Annotated in this window: 15 protein-coding genes; 1 reads left to right on the forward strand and 14 read right to left on the reverse strand. The window is 60.0% G+C overall.

The genetic code is table 11. The features are described 5' to 3' along the window. Positions 1-510 precede the first annotated feature (510 nt). Positions 511-2397 (forward strand): AAA family ATPase, encoded by a 1887-nt coding sequence (locus QZ564_RS08265; protein ID WP_297107645.1) that lies wholly within the window; start codon positions 511-513, stop codon positions 2395-2397. On the opposite strand, the gene QZ564_RS08270 is transcribed toward QZ564_RS08265, so the two are convergent. The 14 genes from QZ564_RS08270 to QZ564_RS08335 all read right to left on the reverse strand — a co-directional run bounded on the left by QZ564_RS08270 (position 2394) and on the right by QZ564_RS08335 (position 18244). After that, positions 2394-3881 carry a hypothetical protein gene (locus tag QZ564_RS08270; protein WP_297107648.1) on the reverse strand — a complete coding sequence of 496 codons (1488 nt, stop codon included), beginning with the start codon at positions 3879-3881 and terminating at the stop codon, positions 2394-2396. The genes QZ564_RS08265 and QZ564_RS08270 overlap by 4 nt on opposite strands. Beyond that, complete coding sequence (locus tag QZ564_RS08275) at positions 3881-4912, reverse strand: ATP-binding protein (RefSeq protein ID WP_297107652.1); 1032 nt, start codon at positions 4910-4912, stop codon at positions 3881-3883. The genes QZ564_RS08270 and QZ564_RS08275 overlap by 1 nt, the downstream gene beginning before the upstream one ends. Beyond that, a complete protein-coding gene (locus tag QZ564_RS08280; protein ID WP_297107655.1) occupies positions 4909-7110 on the reverse strand; it encodes a hypothetical protein in 2202 nt (733 codons plus the stop codon). Before QZ564_RS08280 ends, QZ564_RS08275 begins: the two co-directional genes overlap by 4 nt. Then, a complete protein-coding gene (locus tag QZ564_RS08285) occupies positions 7110-7871 on the reverse strand; it encodes a hypothetical protein (protein WP_297107656.1) in 762 nt (253 codons plus the stop codon). Before QZ564_RS08285 ends, QZ564_RS08280 begins: the two co-directional genes overlap by 1 nt. Before the next feature lie 533 nt (positions 7872-8404). Further along, the gene (locus tag QZ564_RS08290) at positions 8405-9055 is read right to left on the reverse strand and encodes a hypothetical protein (protein WP_297107658.1); all 651 of its coding nucleotides are present in this window, start codon (positions 9053-9055) and stop codon (positions 8405-8407) included. A gap of 372 nt (positions 9056-9427) precedes the next feature. Next, a complete protein-coding gene (locus tag QZ564_RS08295) occupies positions 9428-10324 on the reverse strand; it encodes an NAD-dependent epimerase/dehydratase family protein (RefSeq protein WP_297107661.1) in 897 nt (298 codons plus the stop codon). Next, positions 10324-11295: a fumarylacetoacetate hydrolase family protein gene (locus tag QZ564_RS08300; protein ID WP_297107664.1), complete on the reverse strand. Its 972-nt coding sequence runs from the start codon at positions 11293-11295 to the stop codon at positions 10324-10326. Before QZ564_RS08300 ends, QZ564_RS08295 begins: the two co-directional genes overlap by 1 nt. Then, the gene (locus tag QZ564_RS08305; RefSeq protein WP_297107668.1) at positions 11292-11897 is read right to left on the reverse strand and encodes a cupin domain-containing protein; all 606 of its coding nucleotides are present in this window, start codon (positions 11895-11897) and stop codon (positions 11292-11294) included. The genes QZ564_RS08300 and QZ564_RS08305 overlap by 4 nt, the downstream gene beginning before the upstream one ends. 9 nt (positions 11898-11906) lie before the next feature. Further along, positions 11907-13034: an FAD-dependent oxidoreductase gene (locus tag QZ564_RS08310; protein WP_297107671.1), complete on the reverse strand. Its 1128-nt coding sequence runs from the start codon at positions 13032-13034 to the stop codon at positions 11907-11909. Then, positions 13031-13384 carry a Rieske (2Fe-2S) protein gene (locus QZ564_RS08315; RefSeq protein WP_297107674.1) on the reverse strand — a complete coding sequence of 118 codons (354 nt, stop codon included), beginning with the start codon at positions 13382-13384 and terminating at the stop codon, positions 13031-13033. Before QZ564_RS08315 ends, QZ564_RS08310 begins: the two co-directional genes overlap by 4 nt. After that, positions 13381-14322 (reverse strand): VOC family protein, encoded by a 942-nt coding sequence (locus QZ564_RS08320; RefSeq protein WP_297107677.1) that lies wholly within the window; start codon positions 14320-14322, stop codon positions 13381-13383. Before QZ564_RS08320 ends, QZ564_RS08315 begins: the two co-directional genes overlap by 4 nt. Positions 14323-14338: 16 nt before the next feature. Continuing rightward, positions 14339-15496 carry a prolyl oligopeptidase family serine peptidase gene (locus QZ564_RS08325; protein ID WP_297107681.1) on the reverse strand — a complete coding sequence of 386 codons (1158 nt, stop codon included), beginning with the start codon at positions 15494-15496 and terminating at the stop codon, positions 14339-14341. 10 nt (positions 15497-15506) lie between these two features. After that, on the reverse strand, positions 15507-16277 hold the full coding sequence (locus tag QZ564_RS08330; protein ID WP_297107684.1) for a cyclase family protein: 771 nt from the start codon (positions 16275-16277) through the stop codon (positions 15507-15509). An 8-nt stretch (positions 16278-16285) separates the two neighbouring features. Beyond that, complete coding sequence (locus tag QZ564_RS08335) at positions 16286-18244, reverse strand: TRAP transporter large permease subunit (RefSeq protein ID WP_297107687.1); 1959 nt, start codon at positions 18242-18244, stop codon at positions 16286-16288. Positions 18245-18319: the final 75 nt, after the last annotated feature.

An 18319-nucleotide genomic window follows, 5' to 3' on the forward strand; every position in this document is an offset into this window, starting at 1 on the left:
GGCACCATGGAGTTCGAAGTTGTCGTCACCACAATGGATGGCCGAGAAATCGCCCGCCGATGGGCCCGCTTCGTTGCCGACGACTATAGATAGGTTTCCTCTACAGAAAGAGTGACGCAAAAGGCCTGAACCGATCGCCACGTGACCGTCACCGCATGGATTATGAACATTGCCCCTGGGGTCACCCTGCGGAATTGGCGTAGTTGATCAGTCCGTGGAGCTAAACCAGGTCTGGGTCTATATGGATGCTCCCTGGGATTTTTTATCTCCGCCTGAGGGATCCGCTTGGGGCATCCAGCCGAAGCGTGACGGAGTCCTGAGGGTCAACGTGCACCCTTTCGGTCTCAGTCCAGGACATCTGACGAAGACCGAACCAGAGTCGAAAGGCACAGTGTTGACTCGACGTTTGTTCGTGTTATGTTCCTCATCATCAAGAGAGCCCGCCGATCGCTGACACCGTAGCCGCCCTCGTTCCCAGCCATCACCTGAGACGAGACATTGGAGGCCATGGTGATCCCATCTGACCGACTGCAATCCATCCTTTCCCAACACCCCCTTGCTTTCGACCTGCTCGAAGCATTGGCGTCCTATCGCCGTGCAAACGCCGGGGGTTCGGAAGACAAGTCATCCAGTGATCTGGATGTTGGTGCCAGCGACATGTTGCTGGCCCTGAAGCTCTCCGGGGCCCTGGAAAGCGTTGCGCGGAGTGCCGGCGAGTTGCTGACATTGCGGAAGCTCGTCATCATCGAGGTGCTCACGGAAGATGAGGCGCGGCTAGGTCACAGCATGCTCAGCAATCTGGACCGGGCATACTCCAAGTCCATTTTCGATGACATCCCGGTTGAGCGTGCCGACGCCCAACGCCCCCTGTTTCTGCACGAGTATTCCAGATGGGCTGATCTTCGCGTTCAGGCCGATCTGGCCGATGCCGTGCGGTGCAACAGTCTGGTGTTGTGCCTAGCGGCACCGGGTACGGAATCCATGCCAGCCAGCATGAGAAACGGCGCGGATGTTATCACCCGTTTTCCAGATACGGGGCCGCAGCACTTGAACCTGATATTCCAGGCGGTTCTGGGTCAGACCTCAGAGGCGCTCAAAACGCTTGAGAGGACTGACCGGCTGACGCTATCTGATGTTGGGGCTATCGTGCGGCCCGCACAGCAGATCGAGGACTGCGTCCGTAAGCTCCGGCGATGCCTCCCGAAGAAAGAGCTGCCCCTTGCACTGCCCAAACTGGACAGCGCGCATGGGTATGGCTCTGCCAAGGCATGGGGGCTATCCATGGCCGCGGACTACAACCAGTGGCGTGATGGCAAGTTGGCGTGGGATGACGTCCCCGATCGCGGTGTTTTGCTGTCCGGTGCACCGGGCACCGGCAAGAGCACATTTCCTCGGCTACTTGCGGCGACACTCGATGCACCATTGCACGTCTCGAGCGTCGCGCAATGGAGCGCGCAGCGCTATCTCAGCGGCACCTTGTCTGCTGCTTCCGAGATCTTCCGTGATGCGCAGGCAAAGCCAGGTGTTCTGTTCCTTGACGAAATGGACGGCATTGGGCGCCGCGATCAGACAAGCGGCGAGTTCAAGGCCTATTGGGATCAGATCATCAATCATTTGCTCCAGCTCATCAGCGAGGCCATGACCACCCCAGGCCTCATTATTGTCGCCGCGACGAATTATCCCGAGCAAATTGATCCTGCCTTGCTCAGATCAGGACGATTGGAGCGCCACTTTCATTTTGATCTCCCGACGATGGAGGAGCGCCGCATGATTATTGCCCAGTACGCCAACACGTCGCTGCCTGGCAAAGGGCTCGATGAGGTCGCTGAGCGCACGGAAGGTCTGACAGGCGCTGATCTGCAGAGTTTGCTAAGGAGGGCGAGCGCCGCTGCCCGGAGAGCCAACGAGTGCCTAAGTGCCCAGCATGTGCTGCAGGAACTCGAGGCGGACATCGTCTCGATGACTACCCCGGATGTCAGACGTCTGCGGGCGTATTGCGCTGGGAAGACGCTTGTGAAACAGGCGCTGCCATCGAACTCAGCATTCGAAACACTCCAGTCCCTGAGAGACAAGATCGCGGTCCTTCTCGCGGGTCGTGTTGCAGAGGAGCTGTTGCTTGGTTCTGCGTCCAATCTTGGCGCAAAAGACCTTGTCGCGGCCAACAGGCTCGCGACCGACATCGAGATGCGCTTCGGTCTCGGCCGGAGTGGACTGGTGACGAGTGCACCGCATTCAGCAAAGTCGGCACACGCATCTTTTGTGCGCGAACATCTCGAGCTCGCCGAGGATATCGCCACGCGCATCCTGGTCGGAAAAAAACTCGAACTGGAGGAGGGCGTTCGACGGGCCATGTTTTCTCTGGAAGCAACCAACGTTCGTGCTGACACCCTCCACTAGTGTCCTACGCGCATGAACTGCCACTTTGAGGCCTGCTTCACGGTCAGGATGGCGTGAAGCAGGTCCTCTTCGTCGGCAATATGCAACGTATCCTGCCAGCAAGGAGACATTGAGCGGCAGGTGAAGCGCGGAATGCGCGAGTGGGCAAGACCTCGCATGACGTCCGAAACAGCGATGCTCTTGTGTGCAGCACAGAACTGTCGGATCGACATCAAGCCTGGTGTCGCTCGAGTATCAAAGACGCGGCTGTCCGCGCGTTCCACCAAGTCCATGAAGGCCATGAGGGATCTGGCGGAAATGAAGTGCCGATGAAGTACGTATTTTAGGCTGAGGTCTCTACTGGTTTTGATGTCGCCGCTGTCGATCAGTCGCTCAATGTCGCTTCCGCAAATTCCCAGAATGTCCTGAACCACACTCGCTATTTGTGTGTCATTGTGCCCGTGGACGTCCGCGGCAACAGAAAGGCTTCCGCCGTACCGCTTCCTGCCGCGCGGTACGTCGACTTCAATCTTGGAGGCCCCCGACTTCTGTGAGCTTTTGGGAATGAAGCGCGCTCTCAAACTCCGCCAGATCTTTTCTGACTCATAGCCTGGCACCTGCGCCACGGCTCTGTCGAAATACGGCTCCGACGGAAGATATCGGTGAAATGTCCAGGCGACTTTGGTCATGCCTTCGCCAAATGCGCGCGCAGCGGTTTCCAGCGATTTAGAGGAAAGGGGCCCTTTTTTATGTTCGAAGGGGGCATGGCTGTGAAATTCGATGCTTTCTGCCAGCGTCGTGAAGGCCTGGCATATGGAGGCCGTGGGATATCTGTGAAACTCCTTTGGTAGGCTATCACTGATCCGGGCAACTGCTTGCTTAGACCAAGGCATCAGGAGATCTCCGATCAGTCGGCCAATTGCTGGGTCACTAAACGGATAGGGGCGGGGTTTTACCTCGCGTAGATCGACAAACGGCAGGCCCCGTTCGTCCAGGCAGCGATCGCAGAAGTATGGTCTGACGGCTCGGCGCCAACCGAGAGGTCGATGACACCCTGGACAAATGGATTCGAGCATATCCAGGGTTTCTGGATCGAAGGTGATCAACGGGTTGTCCCAGCTTTCCCTGTGATAGGCATTTTCGCAGAGAGCGCGGACACCCACCTGCCTTTGCCCGCGCATCGCCAATGACCGTCTGAATTGACGCATCCTCACGGCGTTGAAGCGCAGTGATGTTGCCGAAGGGCGCAGTCGCCGGCCAACCATTGCAAGGAGTTGATCGGTCTCAACATCCAGAAGTGCCGAGAGTTTCGCACGGTCGCAGTGTGACAGGCTAAAGTCCACCACCTTGCTTGTTTCGGCGGAGATTCCCGCCAGCTTTAGAGCGGCTCGAAAGTTGCGGACAGGCGTCTCAGCAAGCGTTCGAGAAAAGAAACCAATTACGCTTTCGCCGGCTTGCGGCTCCTGGGTGACGCAAAATGCCAAGCTATAACCATCGGCCCGCATCAGCTTGCTTTCTGGAGCTTGTTGAGCATAGCCATGGTCTCGCGCGTGGCCGAATTAGCCGCAAACCGTTGCTTGTGACCCCCACGGATGGTTTGCCAACTGGTGTGGGCCGCAATCACTGTGTCCCACGATAGCGATGGATGGCCTTCCGATACGGATCTTTCCAACCCCCGCCTGATAACTCGAACCGCACGTCCAATGCTTCCTTCGCACATGTCGAAAAGCAGGGCGCATTGGTTCTTGCTGGACGTCGGTCTGAACGGAAGTGCAATGGCACCTTCTTTGAGCATCTGGTCGCACAATTCCTCAACAAAGGCGAAGAACGCGCTGCACGTTTCAATCTGATCCGTTGTCGCAGGCTTGAACCAGATGGGTTCTTTGGCGCGCTGCGCCAATTCCTGGTGATGAAGGAGCGGCAGTAAGTCGTCCGTTCCAGCCAAGGCGATTGAGAAGACGCCGTCGTTGATAAGGCTCTTCATCGCCCGAGCCATGACGTCTGAGCGTGCGTCGCTAAGGACATTGTGGGCCTCGTCGAAAACGACCAGGCTGGTCCCACGCTTGCGGGCTATGTTCATGATAGCCGCGTTCACAGCAGCCTCTGAATAGTCTTTCATATGCAGGACAGAGCCGGCCGATGGGTCATGAAACGCTTCAAGGATAGAAGCCTGCAAGGCGCGGGTGCTGCGAATTGCTGATCGCAGCGTAACGACAAGCAGCGGCAGACTGTTCTCATCCTTCCGGCTCTCATAGATCCGGTCCGTGGTCCACTGGATGGTCTTTGATTTCGTGGAGCCCGAAGGCCCCACGATTGGCAGGAGCCATAGCTCGTCCTGCTTGTTCGCCCAGTGACCTAGAGCGCGTCGCTTTTCATCATTGCGAGCTGTCGTAGCCTGCGTCTGGTACATCAGATCGAGAATTCTTCGTTCCGTGTAGTCAACCATGTCGTGACGAACAAATATTCCGTCAAAGCGATCCAGCCGTTCGATGTCCGGTTCAGAATGAAGCGGTCCTGGGGACATGGCGCCACTCATGACTGTGCTTTTCTGTTCAGAAAAGAGGGCATGATTTCATCGTCATCGAATAGCAGCGGTTGTGGATCAGTTCCCTTGGTTATCGTCTGTACCGTTGCGCGAGCCGCATCGTTGGTCTTTTTGGTTTTGGCGGCTTTTGCCCGTCCTCTCGGGGCGGCCGGCGGCTCAGCTTCACCGAGAGACCCCGAGTTTATGGGTGAATCGACAATCACAGCGTCTGTGCGTGCTTGCCTCCTGCGGCGATCAGCAAGCTCGTCCCATTTTCGTAGGTTTTCCCTCCGAAGTTCTGCATCCCGACGCTCAAGCCGTTCTATAATTTGACGACCCTCCGCGCTCCGATCCTTGGTGTTGAGTAGGTGGTACGCGTGTACGAGTTCGGCGAGATCTCGCCTTGCACTTAGAAGGTCTGCTTCGTTTTTCTTGTCGGCCGCTCTTTTCTTAACTAGCGCATTTACTGCTTTGTGCTCAAGAAAGCTTAGCCCAATTGTGTATTCGGAAAACGTGCACGGAAATCGAAAATGCATAGTTTTCCCATCTATTTCTCCAACTACGTAAATATCTGAGCAGTTTTCTGGGTTATACAAGATATCGACGGTAATGCTCTTGTTCTTTGTACTTAAAGATGTCTTTCCTCGGCGCACTTGTTCTCCGAACTGTGCATCCAAGAGCCCTGTCGTGGCCGACGAGTTGCGATATAACAAGCCCTTGAATTCAATCCCTTTTGTCCAAAGTTTGGCTTTTCCTCTCAGGAGAAATAGGTCATCGAGAATTCCATTGTTGTGAGGAAGTTTTCGAGGGCGAATAGAAAGGCCCTTCTTGAATTTTTCAGCCGGTACCTCGTACAGCGGGCGATGAGGTGTGTGCTGATAATCGACAAATGTACTTATCAGTACTTTATTCAGCGCTGACATATTCAGGGTGGCGAACTTGACGGGATTTAATTGCAGTTTGCGCATTTCCGAGACCGTATGCGCGACACTTCCAGGGAGCTGATGGACAACTTTCTGGTTCACGATGCCAAAACTTCGTTCTACGTCGACTTTGGATGCGCCGTTTTTTGACGGGGCCCATTCGATATTGATGCCAATGCCTTTGCACATTTCCTTCAGGCCTCCCGAAAGGTTTTCGAGAGACCGGTCCAGTACAATGGTGCCAGGTAGGCCATACTCCTCAATGTCTCGAGGAATGCCTGGGACAAGGTCCCGATAGTGGTACTTGTCGAAAACGATATTTTTGAGCAGAGCCGCGAGCTTGCTTAAGGAAGGAGGCTCGAACGAAACGATGTATCCGACGATGCAACGCGAGTAAGAACATATTGCGATGGACAGGATGGGTCGGCCAAGCACATGCCCGCTTCTCTCATCCACAATGTGAACATCAAGAACTGTGTGATCGATCTGGACCACGTCCAGCGGCGACTCTCCCCGCCTTGTTGTTTCACTGCCGTGAAATGTCAGATCGGCCGCAGTTTTCCCATCCCTAATTCGCACATTTTCGTAGTTACGCATGGCGTGAATATACCGACGAAGAGTGCTGTCGCTGTAAACCTCAAGCCTTTCTCTGATATTGTCTTTATTGCGTCTGTCTTTTTCGTCTTTCAATAGCTCCTGTAGTTTGTCGAAGCATTGATTGACTGTTGGCTTCTTCTCGCTCCAGTAGCAGCTTGCTGCGTACAGCGTGAATTTTTTTACTAAGGGGTGGGGGCTTCGTCCGCCACACTTGCCTCGGAGCGATACATAGAGGCTCAGGAAGCGACTGCCGGGAGCCCCCTTTTTGAGGTCTGCGCTCAGCATTCTAGGGGTTACCTTGGCAGTCAGCCCCAGTGCATGCGCCTCATCCTTGGCGCCGCGAAGGAGACGCTCAAGCCTTTTGCCTCTATTGTCACTGATGCCTTCCAGGTCACACTTGTTGACGTAGAAGAGGCGCGTTTTAGCCTCTAGTAGCTTCTCCTCTGACGTGTTCGGGGGGACGACTGTGCCTATCGCTTGAGGCGGCCCTTCCGGTTCCTCTCCGGGAGCGCTTAGAACCTGAAGCACACCCTGTGAAAGGCCCCTGGCATAGTCTTCGGCTCTGATTTCAAACGAACCGGACTCCCCCGTAAACTGCATGCGGTCGTCGGGAAGCTCGTGGCTATATGTCTTTGGCCCATCTGGAAACTGTACCCGACTAAAGAGCGTGGCTTGGACACTCAGGGCCATTACACGTTCCTCCCATACCCGACAGCGGTCGTGGTGTCGCGCGTCGCAAAGGGCCAGCCATCACTCCGGAGCAACTTGCCAATCCGGCGGCTGTCGCCGTCAAAACTCACCACTGGAAAGTCGGAAGGCGATGGCAATTTAACGGCCTGACCAAGTGTCGCTGGCTGTACGACCGCTGTGTCCGCGGTAATCGGTGAGGAGTAGATATCGACGCCAAGCTTTCTTTTGACAATCAGCGCCCGGAGCTTGCTCAACGCCACATAGTGGGGTTCCGCCCGCTTTCCTCTAAGAGCTGTGCAGGTGGCGCCAATCGTAGAGCTGCCATCGTATTCGTCGAAGTGCCAGGCGAGCAGTAGCTCGTCTTCAACGGTTGTACTCGTGTGGCGATGCTCGACGATCTGACGCGAGTTTTCGGCTGCGTAGGAATAATTGAAGTCCTCCACTTCAGTCCAAAGGTAGAATTCACAGCCGATTAGTTTGTAGGCCGCTTTGGCATAGAGCAGCTTTTCAATATAATCGGGGTCCTGGCTTGTATCCGCGTAGTCGTATTTCGTCTCGACCACACCAATTCGTCCATCTTGATGAGCGAACATGAGGTCGGGCAGGTAGGTCAGGACGCCGTTGTTCGTCGCAATCTCCAGGCGGTGAGGCTGATGGATGTAACTGATGACATCCGGATCAGCCTCCAGGAGGCGAATGCCGTAATGCTCAGCTCGCGCCTCCCAGTAGCGAGAACCTCCACATTTCTTGGAGACAAACATTCCAGAGGGGCCCTGGCTCGCATTGCTGGGAAGGAGACGATGGTTTGTCGACCACGTTGCTGTGAACGGGCCCAGCCTAAAATTGCGCTGGAAGTTGTCACTTAGTTTGTTAGCGAGATGCAGAAACCGCCGTTCCGGCTCCAGCCAATCTGCGTGGGGTATCATATAAATGCGGTGCAGTTTTCTGCGCATAAGTTCACCTGTGCGCTTGGTTCAGATTGCGAGCCGCTTGACCTCACAGGCAAGACGAAGCAATCTGCACCAAGCAGCGTTGCGGCAATCTTTGTTGCCAATAGCGATGTGGACTTGCGAGGTGCCGGCCAAAGCAATGCAAGTCCGATGGATCAAGGCGCTCCGCTTGCGGGGCGCCTTTTCATTTTTTGAATTCCATCTTCCTCCTTCGTGTGGCCACTCCGATTCGACCCAGAGCATTATGCGAATTTTCGTAAATTCCTAGGTTTTCCAAGGCATTCGGGCAGATTTCCACCGATTGCCATCGAAGCGGTTTTGCGAAAAACACCTCCCCAAATCAGCTAGCGAATTGGAAGTTCTGCACGAATGGGCGGCCTCCGGGCGTGCGAATTTTCGGCTTGTACCTCGGGAAAAATCGGGGGATGTGAGGCTCTCGCGGTCACCAAAGACGCTGCCGTTGGTTTCAACGACCAATGCAGGTTGGTGATTCCCTGGCTCGAAAGCGCGAAAATGTGTCTAAGGCAGGCCTCCAGCTGCACGTTGGTAGCGTCAGCCAGTTCACCGACTGTCCACTCGTGTCCTTCGGCGAGCCCGGTCAAAACCTTGGTCAGGAAGGCGGGTGGGACTGTGTCGCTTTTTGCAGCCCATATGGCGCGATAGAGGGATCGCTCAGGTTCGGCTGAAATTTCGGCGCGGGTGACAAAACGGACATGATCGATGCCGGCGATCGTCAAAAGCTCTCGACACGGCCCGTCAGCGAGGCCAATCAGGGTCCTCTCCGCAGCGATGATGCAAACATAAGCGAAGGTGCAGCCAGAACCCGGCAAGGGCCTGAGCCATGGTTCGATGCTGGCTATAGACGGATCCAGGGTCGACTGGATCAAAGCATCTCTTGGCCAACGTCCGGGGTAGGTAATAGGTGTGGCGGTTTTGAAGCTGCTGAAACCAGGTTTCGTACTGCCTTTGGCATGACTCTGTGTTTTGTACGACATCTGGCACCTCCGTAGAGGTTATTCATGGCCGCAATCTTCGCGCTATTCCATGGTTTGGACGTTTACTCGTAAACTAATTTGAAATTGTAGTGATAAAAATCAATTTTGCGAAAATATAAGCCTGAATAATTCTGGAATACTCTCTCCCCCAGCCTGCATTGTGACTTCGCTCTTTGGTTTGTATTTTTCGCGGTAATTTGAAAAAACGGACGTGAATTGCGCCGCAATTTGAAAATTTGCTCACGTGACGAATGGATCAGATCGTTTTAGATCAGTGAGTTAGCTCGCGCGTCTTTTTGGGAGCGTATAAACGCTAAGCGGCCTCCAACGGCACTGTGGGCCGCGGCGGTGTTGTTTGAGGTGATGCCGCGCTCAGAGCGCCCGCGCGATCAGTTCGGCCAGAGTGCGGTCCGCAGGATAACCAAGGTGCGTGGCGTCCGCGGCCTGCACATCGCCGAACATGCCGAAGCCCTGCATGACGTCCGGGTCGGGGCGGTAGGTGATGGGAGGGGCTGATGGAAAACGCTGTCTCAGGGCCGCCTCCAGGTCAGAAAACTGCACGGACAAGGCTGGAAGTAGCAGTGATCTGCCGTCTCCCGGCGTGATGCTTGATACGGCCGCATGGAGCAAAGCAGCGGCTACGGCATGCACTGAGGCGATCGGACTACGCCCTTCGGGCGCTACCGGCATGGTGAAACCCCGACCTTGCCGCATGGCGTGGAACAGATTGGAGAGAAAGGCCGATTTCAGACCTTGCGCCAGGTCCGGCCGGGCAACCACGCCGGGAATGCGCAGGGCAACGCCGTCGATCTCGCCACGCCGAACCGCAGTTTCAAGCGCGATTTCGGCCATGCGCTTGTGCATGGCATAGATCAAGGTCGGGGCGCAGGGTGTGTCGTCGTCGATGATGGCGGGCGGCTTGCCATAGACGGCGATGCTCGAGGCCAGCACGAAGCGGCGTCCCCGGGCGCGGTGGATCAGGTCCAGCGCCGCATCCAGATTCATCCGCCGCGATGCTTCGGGATCGGCCTCCGCAGCGCCGCCGAGCACGGCGGCCAGGTGGATGACGGCATCTGCGTCGGCAAGGACCGCGTCCTGCATGAGAGGATCGGCGATGTCCCCCTCAATGACCCTCAGGCGAGGATCGGGGCTGGTGCTGGGCAGGGAGCAGTCGGTGATGGTGATGGACCTGCAATCGGACCGCGCCAGCGCGAGTTCCACCACCTTGCGGCCGACAAAGCCGCCCGCACCTGTGATGGCGAGCCGCATCAGCCCGCCACCACGACTTGCGAGATGGCCCCGAACAGCGGCCCATCGGGAAGGCGAGCCTCCATGCGGACATGGTCGCCAAAATGCAGATACGGGGTCTCGGGGCCGCCCTTGTCGATGATCTCGATGACGCGGCGCTCGGCGATGCAGGCCGAACCGGCCGCGCGGCTGGCATTGGAGACGGTGCCCGATCCGATGATCGTGCCAGCCGTCAGCCGCCGGGTCCGCGCGGTATGGGCGATGATCTGGCCGAAATGGAAGGACATTTCGCCTCCATGGGGCTCGCCCAGGCGTTCGCCATTGATCTCGACGCGCAGCGGCAGGTGGACGCGGCCGTCGCGCCAGGCCGGGCCCAGCTCATCGGGGGTGACGGCAACCGGCGCAAAGCCGGTTGACGGCTTGGCCTGCAGGAAGCCGAAGCCGCGCTTCATTTCGAACGGACCCGGCTGGCGCAGCGACCAGTCATTTATCTGGACGATGAGGCGGATGTGGCCGAGCGCGGCCTCGGGGCTGCAGCCCATAGGCACCTCGCCGACCACCACGCCGAATTCGCCTTCGCAATCGATGAAGAGGTCTTCGGACGGCGTGAGCAGGGGCGCCTGGGCGCCGAGGAAGTCGTCGCTGGCGCCCTGATAGACAAGGGGGATGGTATCGACCTCTGGAAGGGGTTCGTTGCCGAAGGCTTCGTCCATCAGCCGTCCGTGGTTGAGAAAGGCCGAGCCGTCCAGCCATTGCGGTGCCCGCGGCAGGGGCGCCAGGACCTGGGCGGGATCGAAGTTGAACCCAACGGTGTCCCCTGCTGCAAGCGCCTCGCTGCGCGTCCGCAGCAGTGGCTCGACCCGGGACCAGTCGCGCAGGGCCGCCAGCAGACTGGGCGCGATGTCATTGGCCGAAATTGCGCGGGAAAGTTCGCGTGACACGAGGATAAGCTCTCCATCCTCTGTGCCGTTGGGTAGGGTGGCGAGTTTCATGGATCGCTCCTGCGCACGGGTTCGTCGGGATGTTTCTGCCCGGCAATCTCGGACGCGAAAGCGCCGTCGATCAGCACGAAGAGCATGCGGCAGACCTTGCCGGAGCGGTTGGCCCAGGCGTGATTGGTGCCGCGCTGGACCACGACATATCCCGGCTTGAGGTCGACCTCGCCCTTGTCGAGCACCAATGTCAGTTCGCCTTCGAGCACCACGCCATAGTCCACGCTTTCGGTGCGGTGCATCAGGGGGTGGGGCGACCCGGTCTTGACGGTGGATGCGCCGGCTTCGCCGATTTCGCTGAAGGCGGCCCCCATCTTGTCCCGACCCTCGCGCAGGAATTCCTCGGTATCAGGCGGAATGTCGACGATGCGGATGCGCGTGCCGTTGCGGGGCGGGGACAGGACAAGCGGTCCAAGCGTGGGATCGGGACCGTTGTCGACTGGCGCAGGCGAGCCCTCTGTCGACCAGATTTCGTGAAAGACCGTGCCGGGGATGGCCGAAAGCGCCACGGCGGTGGGCAAGGGACCGGCCTCTATAACAATGGCCTGGCCGTCGGCGTCGTGGCCGGTGACGATGCGGGTGATGGCGGGAAGGTTCGTCATGTTCGTCCCTCAGATCGGTTGCGCAAGGGCACCCAGCGTCTGAGCCATGATCCGGCTGTGCTCCTCGGGCGTGCCATGGCCCTGTTCGATCTCGGCCAGCCGACCCGAGTTCTCGACCACCATCCGGCAGCGGTCCCAACGGCGGTTCTCGAAGGCTGCCAGTGCCGTCGCGATGTCGGCTGCCTTGTGCAGTTCCTCGGCCAGGACGATAGCGTCCTCCAGCCCGATCATGGCGCCGGCAGCCATGTGTGGCGTGGTGGCATGCACGGCATCACCAATCAGCACGACGCGGCCCTTCGACCAGGGACGCTGCAGCAGCAGCTGTTCAAGCGGCCGGAACACCACCTGGTGGCTGGCGCTCAAATCAGCGGCGAGGGCCTGCATGGTCGGCGAAGGGAAGCGACCAAGCAGTTCGCGCAGGGCTTCCACATGCGTTTCTTCGGGCACATGTTCGTTGACCGGTCGATCCTCGGTCAGGAACACATAGCTATGGGTATTCGAGACGTGGTTGATCCCCACCTTGAGCTTGGGGCCGATCCACATGGTCACGGTCGACAAGTGCTCAGGACGCGGGACGACGGCGCGCCAGACGGCCTGGCCGATATAGCGGGGCTTGGGCGCTTCGGGCCAAACCGCATTGCGCACGGCGGAGTAGAGACCATCGGCGCCGATGACGAGGTCGTACCGGCCGGTGGTTCCGTCGCTGAAGCTGACGTGACAGCCATCGGCCCGGTCTTCAATGGCTGTGAAGGTCACGCCAAGACGGACATTGGTGTTTCCGGCGCGCACGCGATCGGCAAGCAGCTTGGCCAGGACCGGGCGCATGACGCCGCCGGTGCCGGTGGTCCCTTCGAGGAGGGCCGGAGTGGGCAAGCGGGCCACGACCTGATCCTGCGGGCCACGCATTTCCACCCCGTCGGTCATGGCGCCGACCGGACGGAAAGCATCCAGGATGCCGAGCCGCGCCATGGCGCGGAAGGTGCCGCCATTGAGGCTGATACCCGCACCGTAGCTGCGCCAGCCGGCATCGATTTCGGCCAGGTCCACGTCTATTCCCAGCCGGTCCAGCTCAATGGCCGCAGCCATGCCAGAAAAGCCGCCGCCGACAATCAGGACGCGCTTGAGTTGATCTGTCATTTCCGTTCCTCCCTAGGCGTTCGCGCGAGATGCACGACGCCCTTTTCGTCTATGGCCAGCGACACGCGGCTCAGATGCTTGCCGATGCAGGGGCCCTGAACGCAGACCCCGGTGTCGATTTCGAACCACGCGCCGTGGGCGTGGCAGGCGATATGTGTACGATCGCCGTTGAGATAGGCGTCGCGCTTCCAGGCGAGGCCGATGCCGCCGGCATAGTGCGGGCAGAGGTCGCGCCAGCCGTGCACGCGGTCCCCCTGCCGCACGAGGATGACCTTGTAGGGCTCGCTCGCCACCTCGAGCCCCCGCGCTCCGCCATCGGGCAGGTCATCGAGATGGCAGAGCGGGATCATGCGCCCGGCTTCGGTCCTGGACCAGGCGCCCATTTCTCGCGGTACTGGAATACGAAGGCCTGCGCGGCTTCCGGGCCCATCGGTGCTTCGCGCGGCGCCCAGTCGTCGTCATGGGTGTCCATGTCGGCGTCAAACTCGACATTGCAGCCGAGCGGGCTCTTGAAATACCAGAACCAGTTGGAACCAAACTTGTGCCGGCCCGGGCCCCAGAAGCTCTCGAAGCCACCACGCATCATGCGGCTGCCGGCCATGAGCAGCTCGGTCGGTCCGCCCATGTGGAATGCCAGATGTTCGCAGCCCTGCATGTAGGGCGGGGTGCGGATGAAGAAGTGGCTGTGATGGTCAGGGTTGGCCTGCGGGCGCAGGAAGGGCCCGGCGCCGGTCAGCGTATCGGTAATGCGGAAGCCCAGCCGGTCGCGGTAAAAGCCCACGGCGACATCGAGGTCGGGCACGAAGAGCACGACATGCGAGAGCGTGCGGGGCTTGGCCGGCATGTCTTCGGAGACGCCGATCTGGTTGACCGGCCTGCGCGTGTCATAGGGCGCATTGACCAATTCGGCGGGAAGATCGAGCGGCGTGCGCGTGGTGACGCGGAAGCTCAGTTCGAAACCCTGGTCGTCCTGGGTGCGGAGCGAGCCGTCGGCCAGCCGCAGGACCTGGCGATCCTTGGAGAGCTCGGCATAAACCGCTTCCAGTGCCGCCTCGTCGACGACGCCCAGGACCTGCATGCGCAGCATGTTGCCGGTCTTGAGTGCGGGCGGCAGGGACGGGTCGTCGCGACGGCGGATTTCGAGGCCGGTCCCATCCAGGGAGCGGAAAAAGCCGCCCTTTTCGGGGGAATAGTCGATTGCTTCCAGGCCGTATGCGGTCAGGAATTCGTGGCAGGCCGGTACGTCGTCAACGCCGAAGACCAGAAGGTCGGGACCGATGATCTGCATCTAAATATCTCCTCTTTCAGGCGGTGTGGCCGCCAAGGGTTTCGGCAACCCAGTCGGCGATGTAGGCGCCGGCATTGGATGAATTGTCGAAGCTGGAATGCTGGACGCCGCCGGTGCGCTCGTCGAAAATCTTGAGCTCGCGCTTGGGGCTGTTGACCAGCTGTTCGAAGGTCCGGTGTGCCCATTTGAGGGGGATCTGGCTGTCCTTGGCCCCGTGGGTGACGAGGAAGGGCACGCGAATGCGGTCCAGAATGCCGTCCAGGTGGACATTCTCGGCAATGCGCATGAACTCATCCATGTCCTTGGCACCCCAGACCCAGCGGACGTGGTTCCAGTAATGCGGCACGGGGAAGCTGCCTTCGCGTTCGAGCCGACGCTTCTGCACGTCGCGCCAGTCGTGGTTGGCGCCCCAGACGACGCCACAGGCGAAGCGCGGTTCGAAGGCGACGGCGCGGGGGCAGTAGTAGCCACCGAGGGACACGCCCTCCATGCCGATGCGCTTGGGATCAATGTCGTTGCGCGCCTCAAGCCAGTCGACCACGCGGCTGGCCCAGTGTTCGCTGTCGAAACGGGCCGTCAGTCCATGGATGCGCAGGGCTTCGCCGGTGCCCGGCTGATCCATGATCAGGGAGGCGACGCCACGCCTGGCCAGCCATTCGGGCAAGCCGACGCGGTATTTCATTTCCTTGGTACTATCGAGGCCATTGACCTGAACGAGGACAGGCTGGCGGCCCTCCACGCCATAGGCGCGGACATAGAGGCCGGACAGGTGTGTTCCGTCATAGGGAATTTCCACCCGCTCGCAATTGTCCTTTGCCAGGGCGATGCTCCGGGCAAAGACGTCCAGGCTGCGATTGTAGAGCATCAGGCGACCGGGCGAGTCATGGGCGAGAAGGCGCTCGGCAGTCGTCAGGTAAGTCGCGGCCCGCCCCATCTTCTGTCCGGCCGAAAGCAGGCGTCCGGAGGCCATGTCCTCTTCGGCCAGCAGGAGCAGGCGGTCGGCCGCGGCTTCCCACGCCACCTGAAAGGACCTGCTTCCTTCCGCATCCCCGGCTTTGGATGCTTCGATCAGCGGCGCGCACATTTCCTCGATCTCGCCGATGCGCGCACCCATCTCGATGGCCAGGTTGACTGCGAGGTTCCAGGGGTAGTTGGTGGGAAAATATTTGAACATGGTCAGAACCTTAGTCGTTGAGTATCGCAACCGCGCGGCACCATCCGGCGGAGGCGCGGGCAACCTTGACGGGGAAGCAGGCGACGGTGAATCCGGTGGCGGGAAGGCCTTCGAGATTGGTCAGTTTCTCGATATGGCAGTAGCCGATCTCGGCTCCGGCCTTGTGGCCCTCCCAGAACAGGCGCGGGTTGCCGGTTTCCCGGATGCGCTGCAGGGTTGGTCCGAAGGGCGCGTCCCAGGACCACCCGTCCGTGCCCGCGATGCGCACGCCCCGGCTGGTGAGGTAGAGCGTGGCCTCTCGGCCCATTCCGCAACCGCGCGACACGAAGTCGGGTTGCCCATAGGCCGCGCCAGCGGCCGTGTTGATCAGCACGATGTCCAGCGGCTGCAATTGATGATCGATGCGTGCGAGTTCGGCCTCGACTTCGGCGGCGGTTACCACATGCCCATCCGGCAGATGCCGGAAATCGAGCTTGACGCCGGGGCGAAAGCACCAGTCTAGCGGCACTTCGTCGATGGTGATGGCGCGTTGGCCCCCATCCATGGTGGGGTGGTAGTGCCAGGGCGCGTCGAGATGCGTGCCGTTATGCGTGTTGATCCGGCACTTCTCGCTCGCCCATCCCGCGCCATCGGGCAGGTGCTGGGGGCTGATTCCGGTCATCTGCTCGATTTCGGCAGCGCCATCGGCGTGGCCCATATAGTCTATTTCAGGGCGAAGGCCGGGCGGGTCGGAGGCAATGCCGGCTTCAAGGGGCACGGACAGGTCGATGATGGTTGGCATTTCCGGCCTCACATGGTGGTGGGCAGCCAGAGCACCAGTGCCGGGAAGAGCACCAGCAGGGCCAGCCGCAGGAAATCGGACAGGACGAAGGGAAGCGCGCCACGGAAGACAGTCATCAGCGACACGTCGGGTTGCAGCGACCGGATGACGAACAGGTTCATTCCGAAGGGCGGCGTGATCATGCCTGTCTCAACGACGACCAGCATGATGATGCCCCACCAGACCAGGTCGTAGCCCATGCCGAGGATGAGCGGGGTGACCAGGGGGACCGTGATGATCATCACCGCAAAGCTGTCCATGACCGAGCCGAGCAGCAGATAGACCACCAGCAGCAGAGCGATGATGATCAGGGGGGGCAGATCCAGCCCGCCGACGAAGGCGATCAGCGTGTCGGGCAGTTGGCTGATGCCGACAAAGAATGAGAAGGTGAGCGCGCCAAAGATCAGCATGTAGATCATCGCGGTGATGGCGGTGGTTTCACCCATGACCGACAGGATTTCGCGGCGATTGAGCTTGCCGCGCAGGAGCGCCATGAGGAAGGCGCCAATCGCGCCGACGGCCGCAGATTCGGTGGCTGTGAAGATGCCCGCGTAAAGGCCGCCGATCACTGCCCCGAACAACACCGTCACCGGACCGGCCTTGGCCAGTGCCGCGCGGCGTTCTCCCGGCACGCGCGGCTGTGGCGCGGGCGCCGCGTCAGGGTTGAGCCGCACGACCAAGGTGATCGTGACGAGATAGAGCGACATCGCGAGCAGGCCCGGCACGACAGCGGCGACAAAGAGCTGGCCGATTGATGCCTCGGTCAGCAACGCAAAGAGGACGATTGGGGCCGAGGGCGGGATCAGGGCGCCGAGCGTACCGCCTGCCGCCACGGTGCCGACAGAAAGCGTGCTCGAGTAACCGGCCGCGCGCATCTGTGGCAGCGATATGCGTCCAAACGCTGCCACCGTGGCCAGTGATGAGCCGGTGACGGCGCCAAATCCGGCGCACCCGCCGACCGTTGCCAAGGCGAGGCCACCGCGCAGATTGCCCAGGACGGACCTGGCCAGGCGATAGACGTCGTCCGAAAGGCCGGCGACCATGGCGAAGGCGCCCATGAGCAGGAAGAGCGGTAGAGCGGCGACCTGGGGATTGGTGAGGAAACCGACAGTTTCCGAGGAAAGCACGCTGAAAGCGGGCTTCCAACCTAGGAACAAGGCGGTGCCGACCAGGCCCATCAGGCCCATCACGGCGGAAACGGGGACCAGCAGAAGCAGAAGCAGCCACAGCAGGATCATCCCGATCCCAACCGACACGGCGGGGGCGGTGGTGACAATGTCGGAAAGCTGGTCGAAGTTGGCGAGGCCGGTACCTACCAGTCCGAGGATGGTCACGACGGTGACCGCGAGGAGCGCCCACACAATCGGGTGCGTCCTGCCGGTCTCGTCCTCCGTGGACTGAATGGCTCGGTAGAGATCGAGCGCGGCCAGTGTCGCTTGCACGACCGCCGTTGCCCACACGAGGACGGCGATCGTCAGCAGGAAGGGGCCGACGGGCCAACCCAGGATCGGCGTCGTGCGACCCTCGGTGAATAGGCGCATGGCGTGCCCCTGCACCTGCTGGGCAAGCAGCAGGAGAAACAGCAGCAGCAGGACTGACCCAGCTGCATCCAGCCAGCGCCGGAGGCGCGGTCCGATGAAGACGCCAATCAGGTCGATGCGCAAATGCACACTTTGGGCTGTAGCAGCCGGCAATGTGGCGGCGACGGCCACGGAGAAGAGCATCGCCACGACTTCATTCATGGCGACGATGCCACCAAGCCCGGCCCAGCGCAGCAACACGGCGACTACGGTCACCCCGGCCACAATGAGCATGCCGATGACCCCGGCGAAGGCCACGGGCTGAGTAATCTTGCGGAGCACGGCTTCAACGGCTTCAGGACGGATCAGTGGTGATCCTGCATGGCTATTGGTGGGGGACGTTTCCATGATCATCTCCTCCTCACGTGCCAAGACGGGCAGGTGCCTTCCGCCTACGGTCGGGTGCGGGGCAAGCAATGCTCG

This window comes from uncultured Devosia sp. (genome assembly GCF_913055165.1).
Lineage (GTDB): Bacteria > Pseudomonadota > Alphaproteobacteria > Rhizobiales > Devosiaceae > Devosia.

Coding starts and splice junctions, on each gene's coding strand:
- QZ564_RS08305 (WP_297107668.1), bottom strand. CDS start 11,897: ATGACGAACCTTCCCGCCATCACCCGCATCGTCACCGGCCACGACGCC.
- QZ564_RS08300 (WP_297107664.1), bottom strand. CDS start 11,295: ATGAAACTCGCCACCCTACCCAACGGCACAGAGGATGGAGAGCTTATC.
- QZ564_RS08275 (WP_297107652.1), bottom strand. CDS start 4,912: ATGAGTGGCGCCATGTCCCCAGGACCGCTTCATTCTGAACCGGACATC.
- QZ564_RS08335 (WP_297107687.1), bottom strand. CDS start 18,244: ATGGAAACGTCCCCCACCAATAGCCATGCAGGATCACCACTGATCCGT.
- QZ564_RS08315 (WP_297107674.1), bottom strand. CDS start 13,384: ATGATCCCGCTCTGCCATCTCGATGACCTGCCCGATGGCGGAGCGCGG.
- QZ564_RS08290 (WP_297107658.1), bottom strand. CDS start 9,055: ATGTCGTACAAAACACAGAGTCATGCCAAAGGCAGTACGAAACCTGGT.
- QZ564_RS08310 (WP_297107671.1), bottom strand. CDS start 13,034: ATGACAGATCAACTCAAGCGCGTCCTGATTGTCGGCGGCGGCTTTTCT.
- QZ564_RS08270 (WP_297107648.1), bottom strand. CDS start 3,881: ATGCGGGCCGATGGTTATAGCTTGGCATTTTGCGTCACCCAGGAGCCG.
- QZ564_RS08295 (WP_297107661.1), bottom strand. CDS start 10,324: ATGCGGCTCGCCATCACAGGTGCGGGCGGCTTTGTCGGCCGCAAGGTG.
- QZ564_RS08280 (WP_297107655.1), bottom strand. CDS start 7,110: ATGGCCCTGAGTGTCCAAGCCACGCTCTTTAGTCGGGTACAGTTTCCA.
- QZ564_RS08285 (WP_297107656.1), bottom strand. CDS start 7,871: ATGTTTGTCTCCAAGAAATGTGGAGGTTCTCGCTACTGGGAGGCGCGA.
- QZ564_RS08320 (WP_297107677.1), bottom strand. CDS start 14,322: ATGCAGATCATCGGTCCCGACCTTCTGGTCTTCGGCGTTGACGACGTA.
- QZ564_RS08330 (WP_297107684.1), bottom strand. CDS start 16,277: ATGCCAACCATCATCGACCTGTCCGTGCCCCTTGAAGCCGGCATTGCC.
- QZ564_RS08325 (WP_297107681.1), bottom strand. CDS start 15,496: ATGTTCAAATATTTTCCCACCAACTACCCCTGGAACCTCGCAGTCAAC.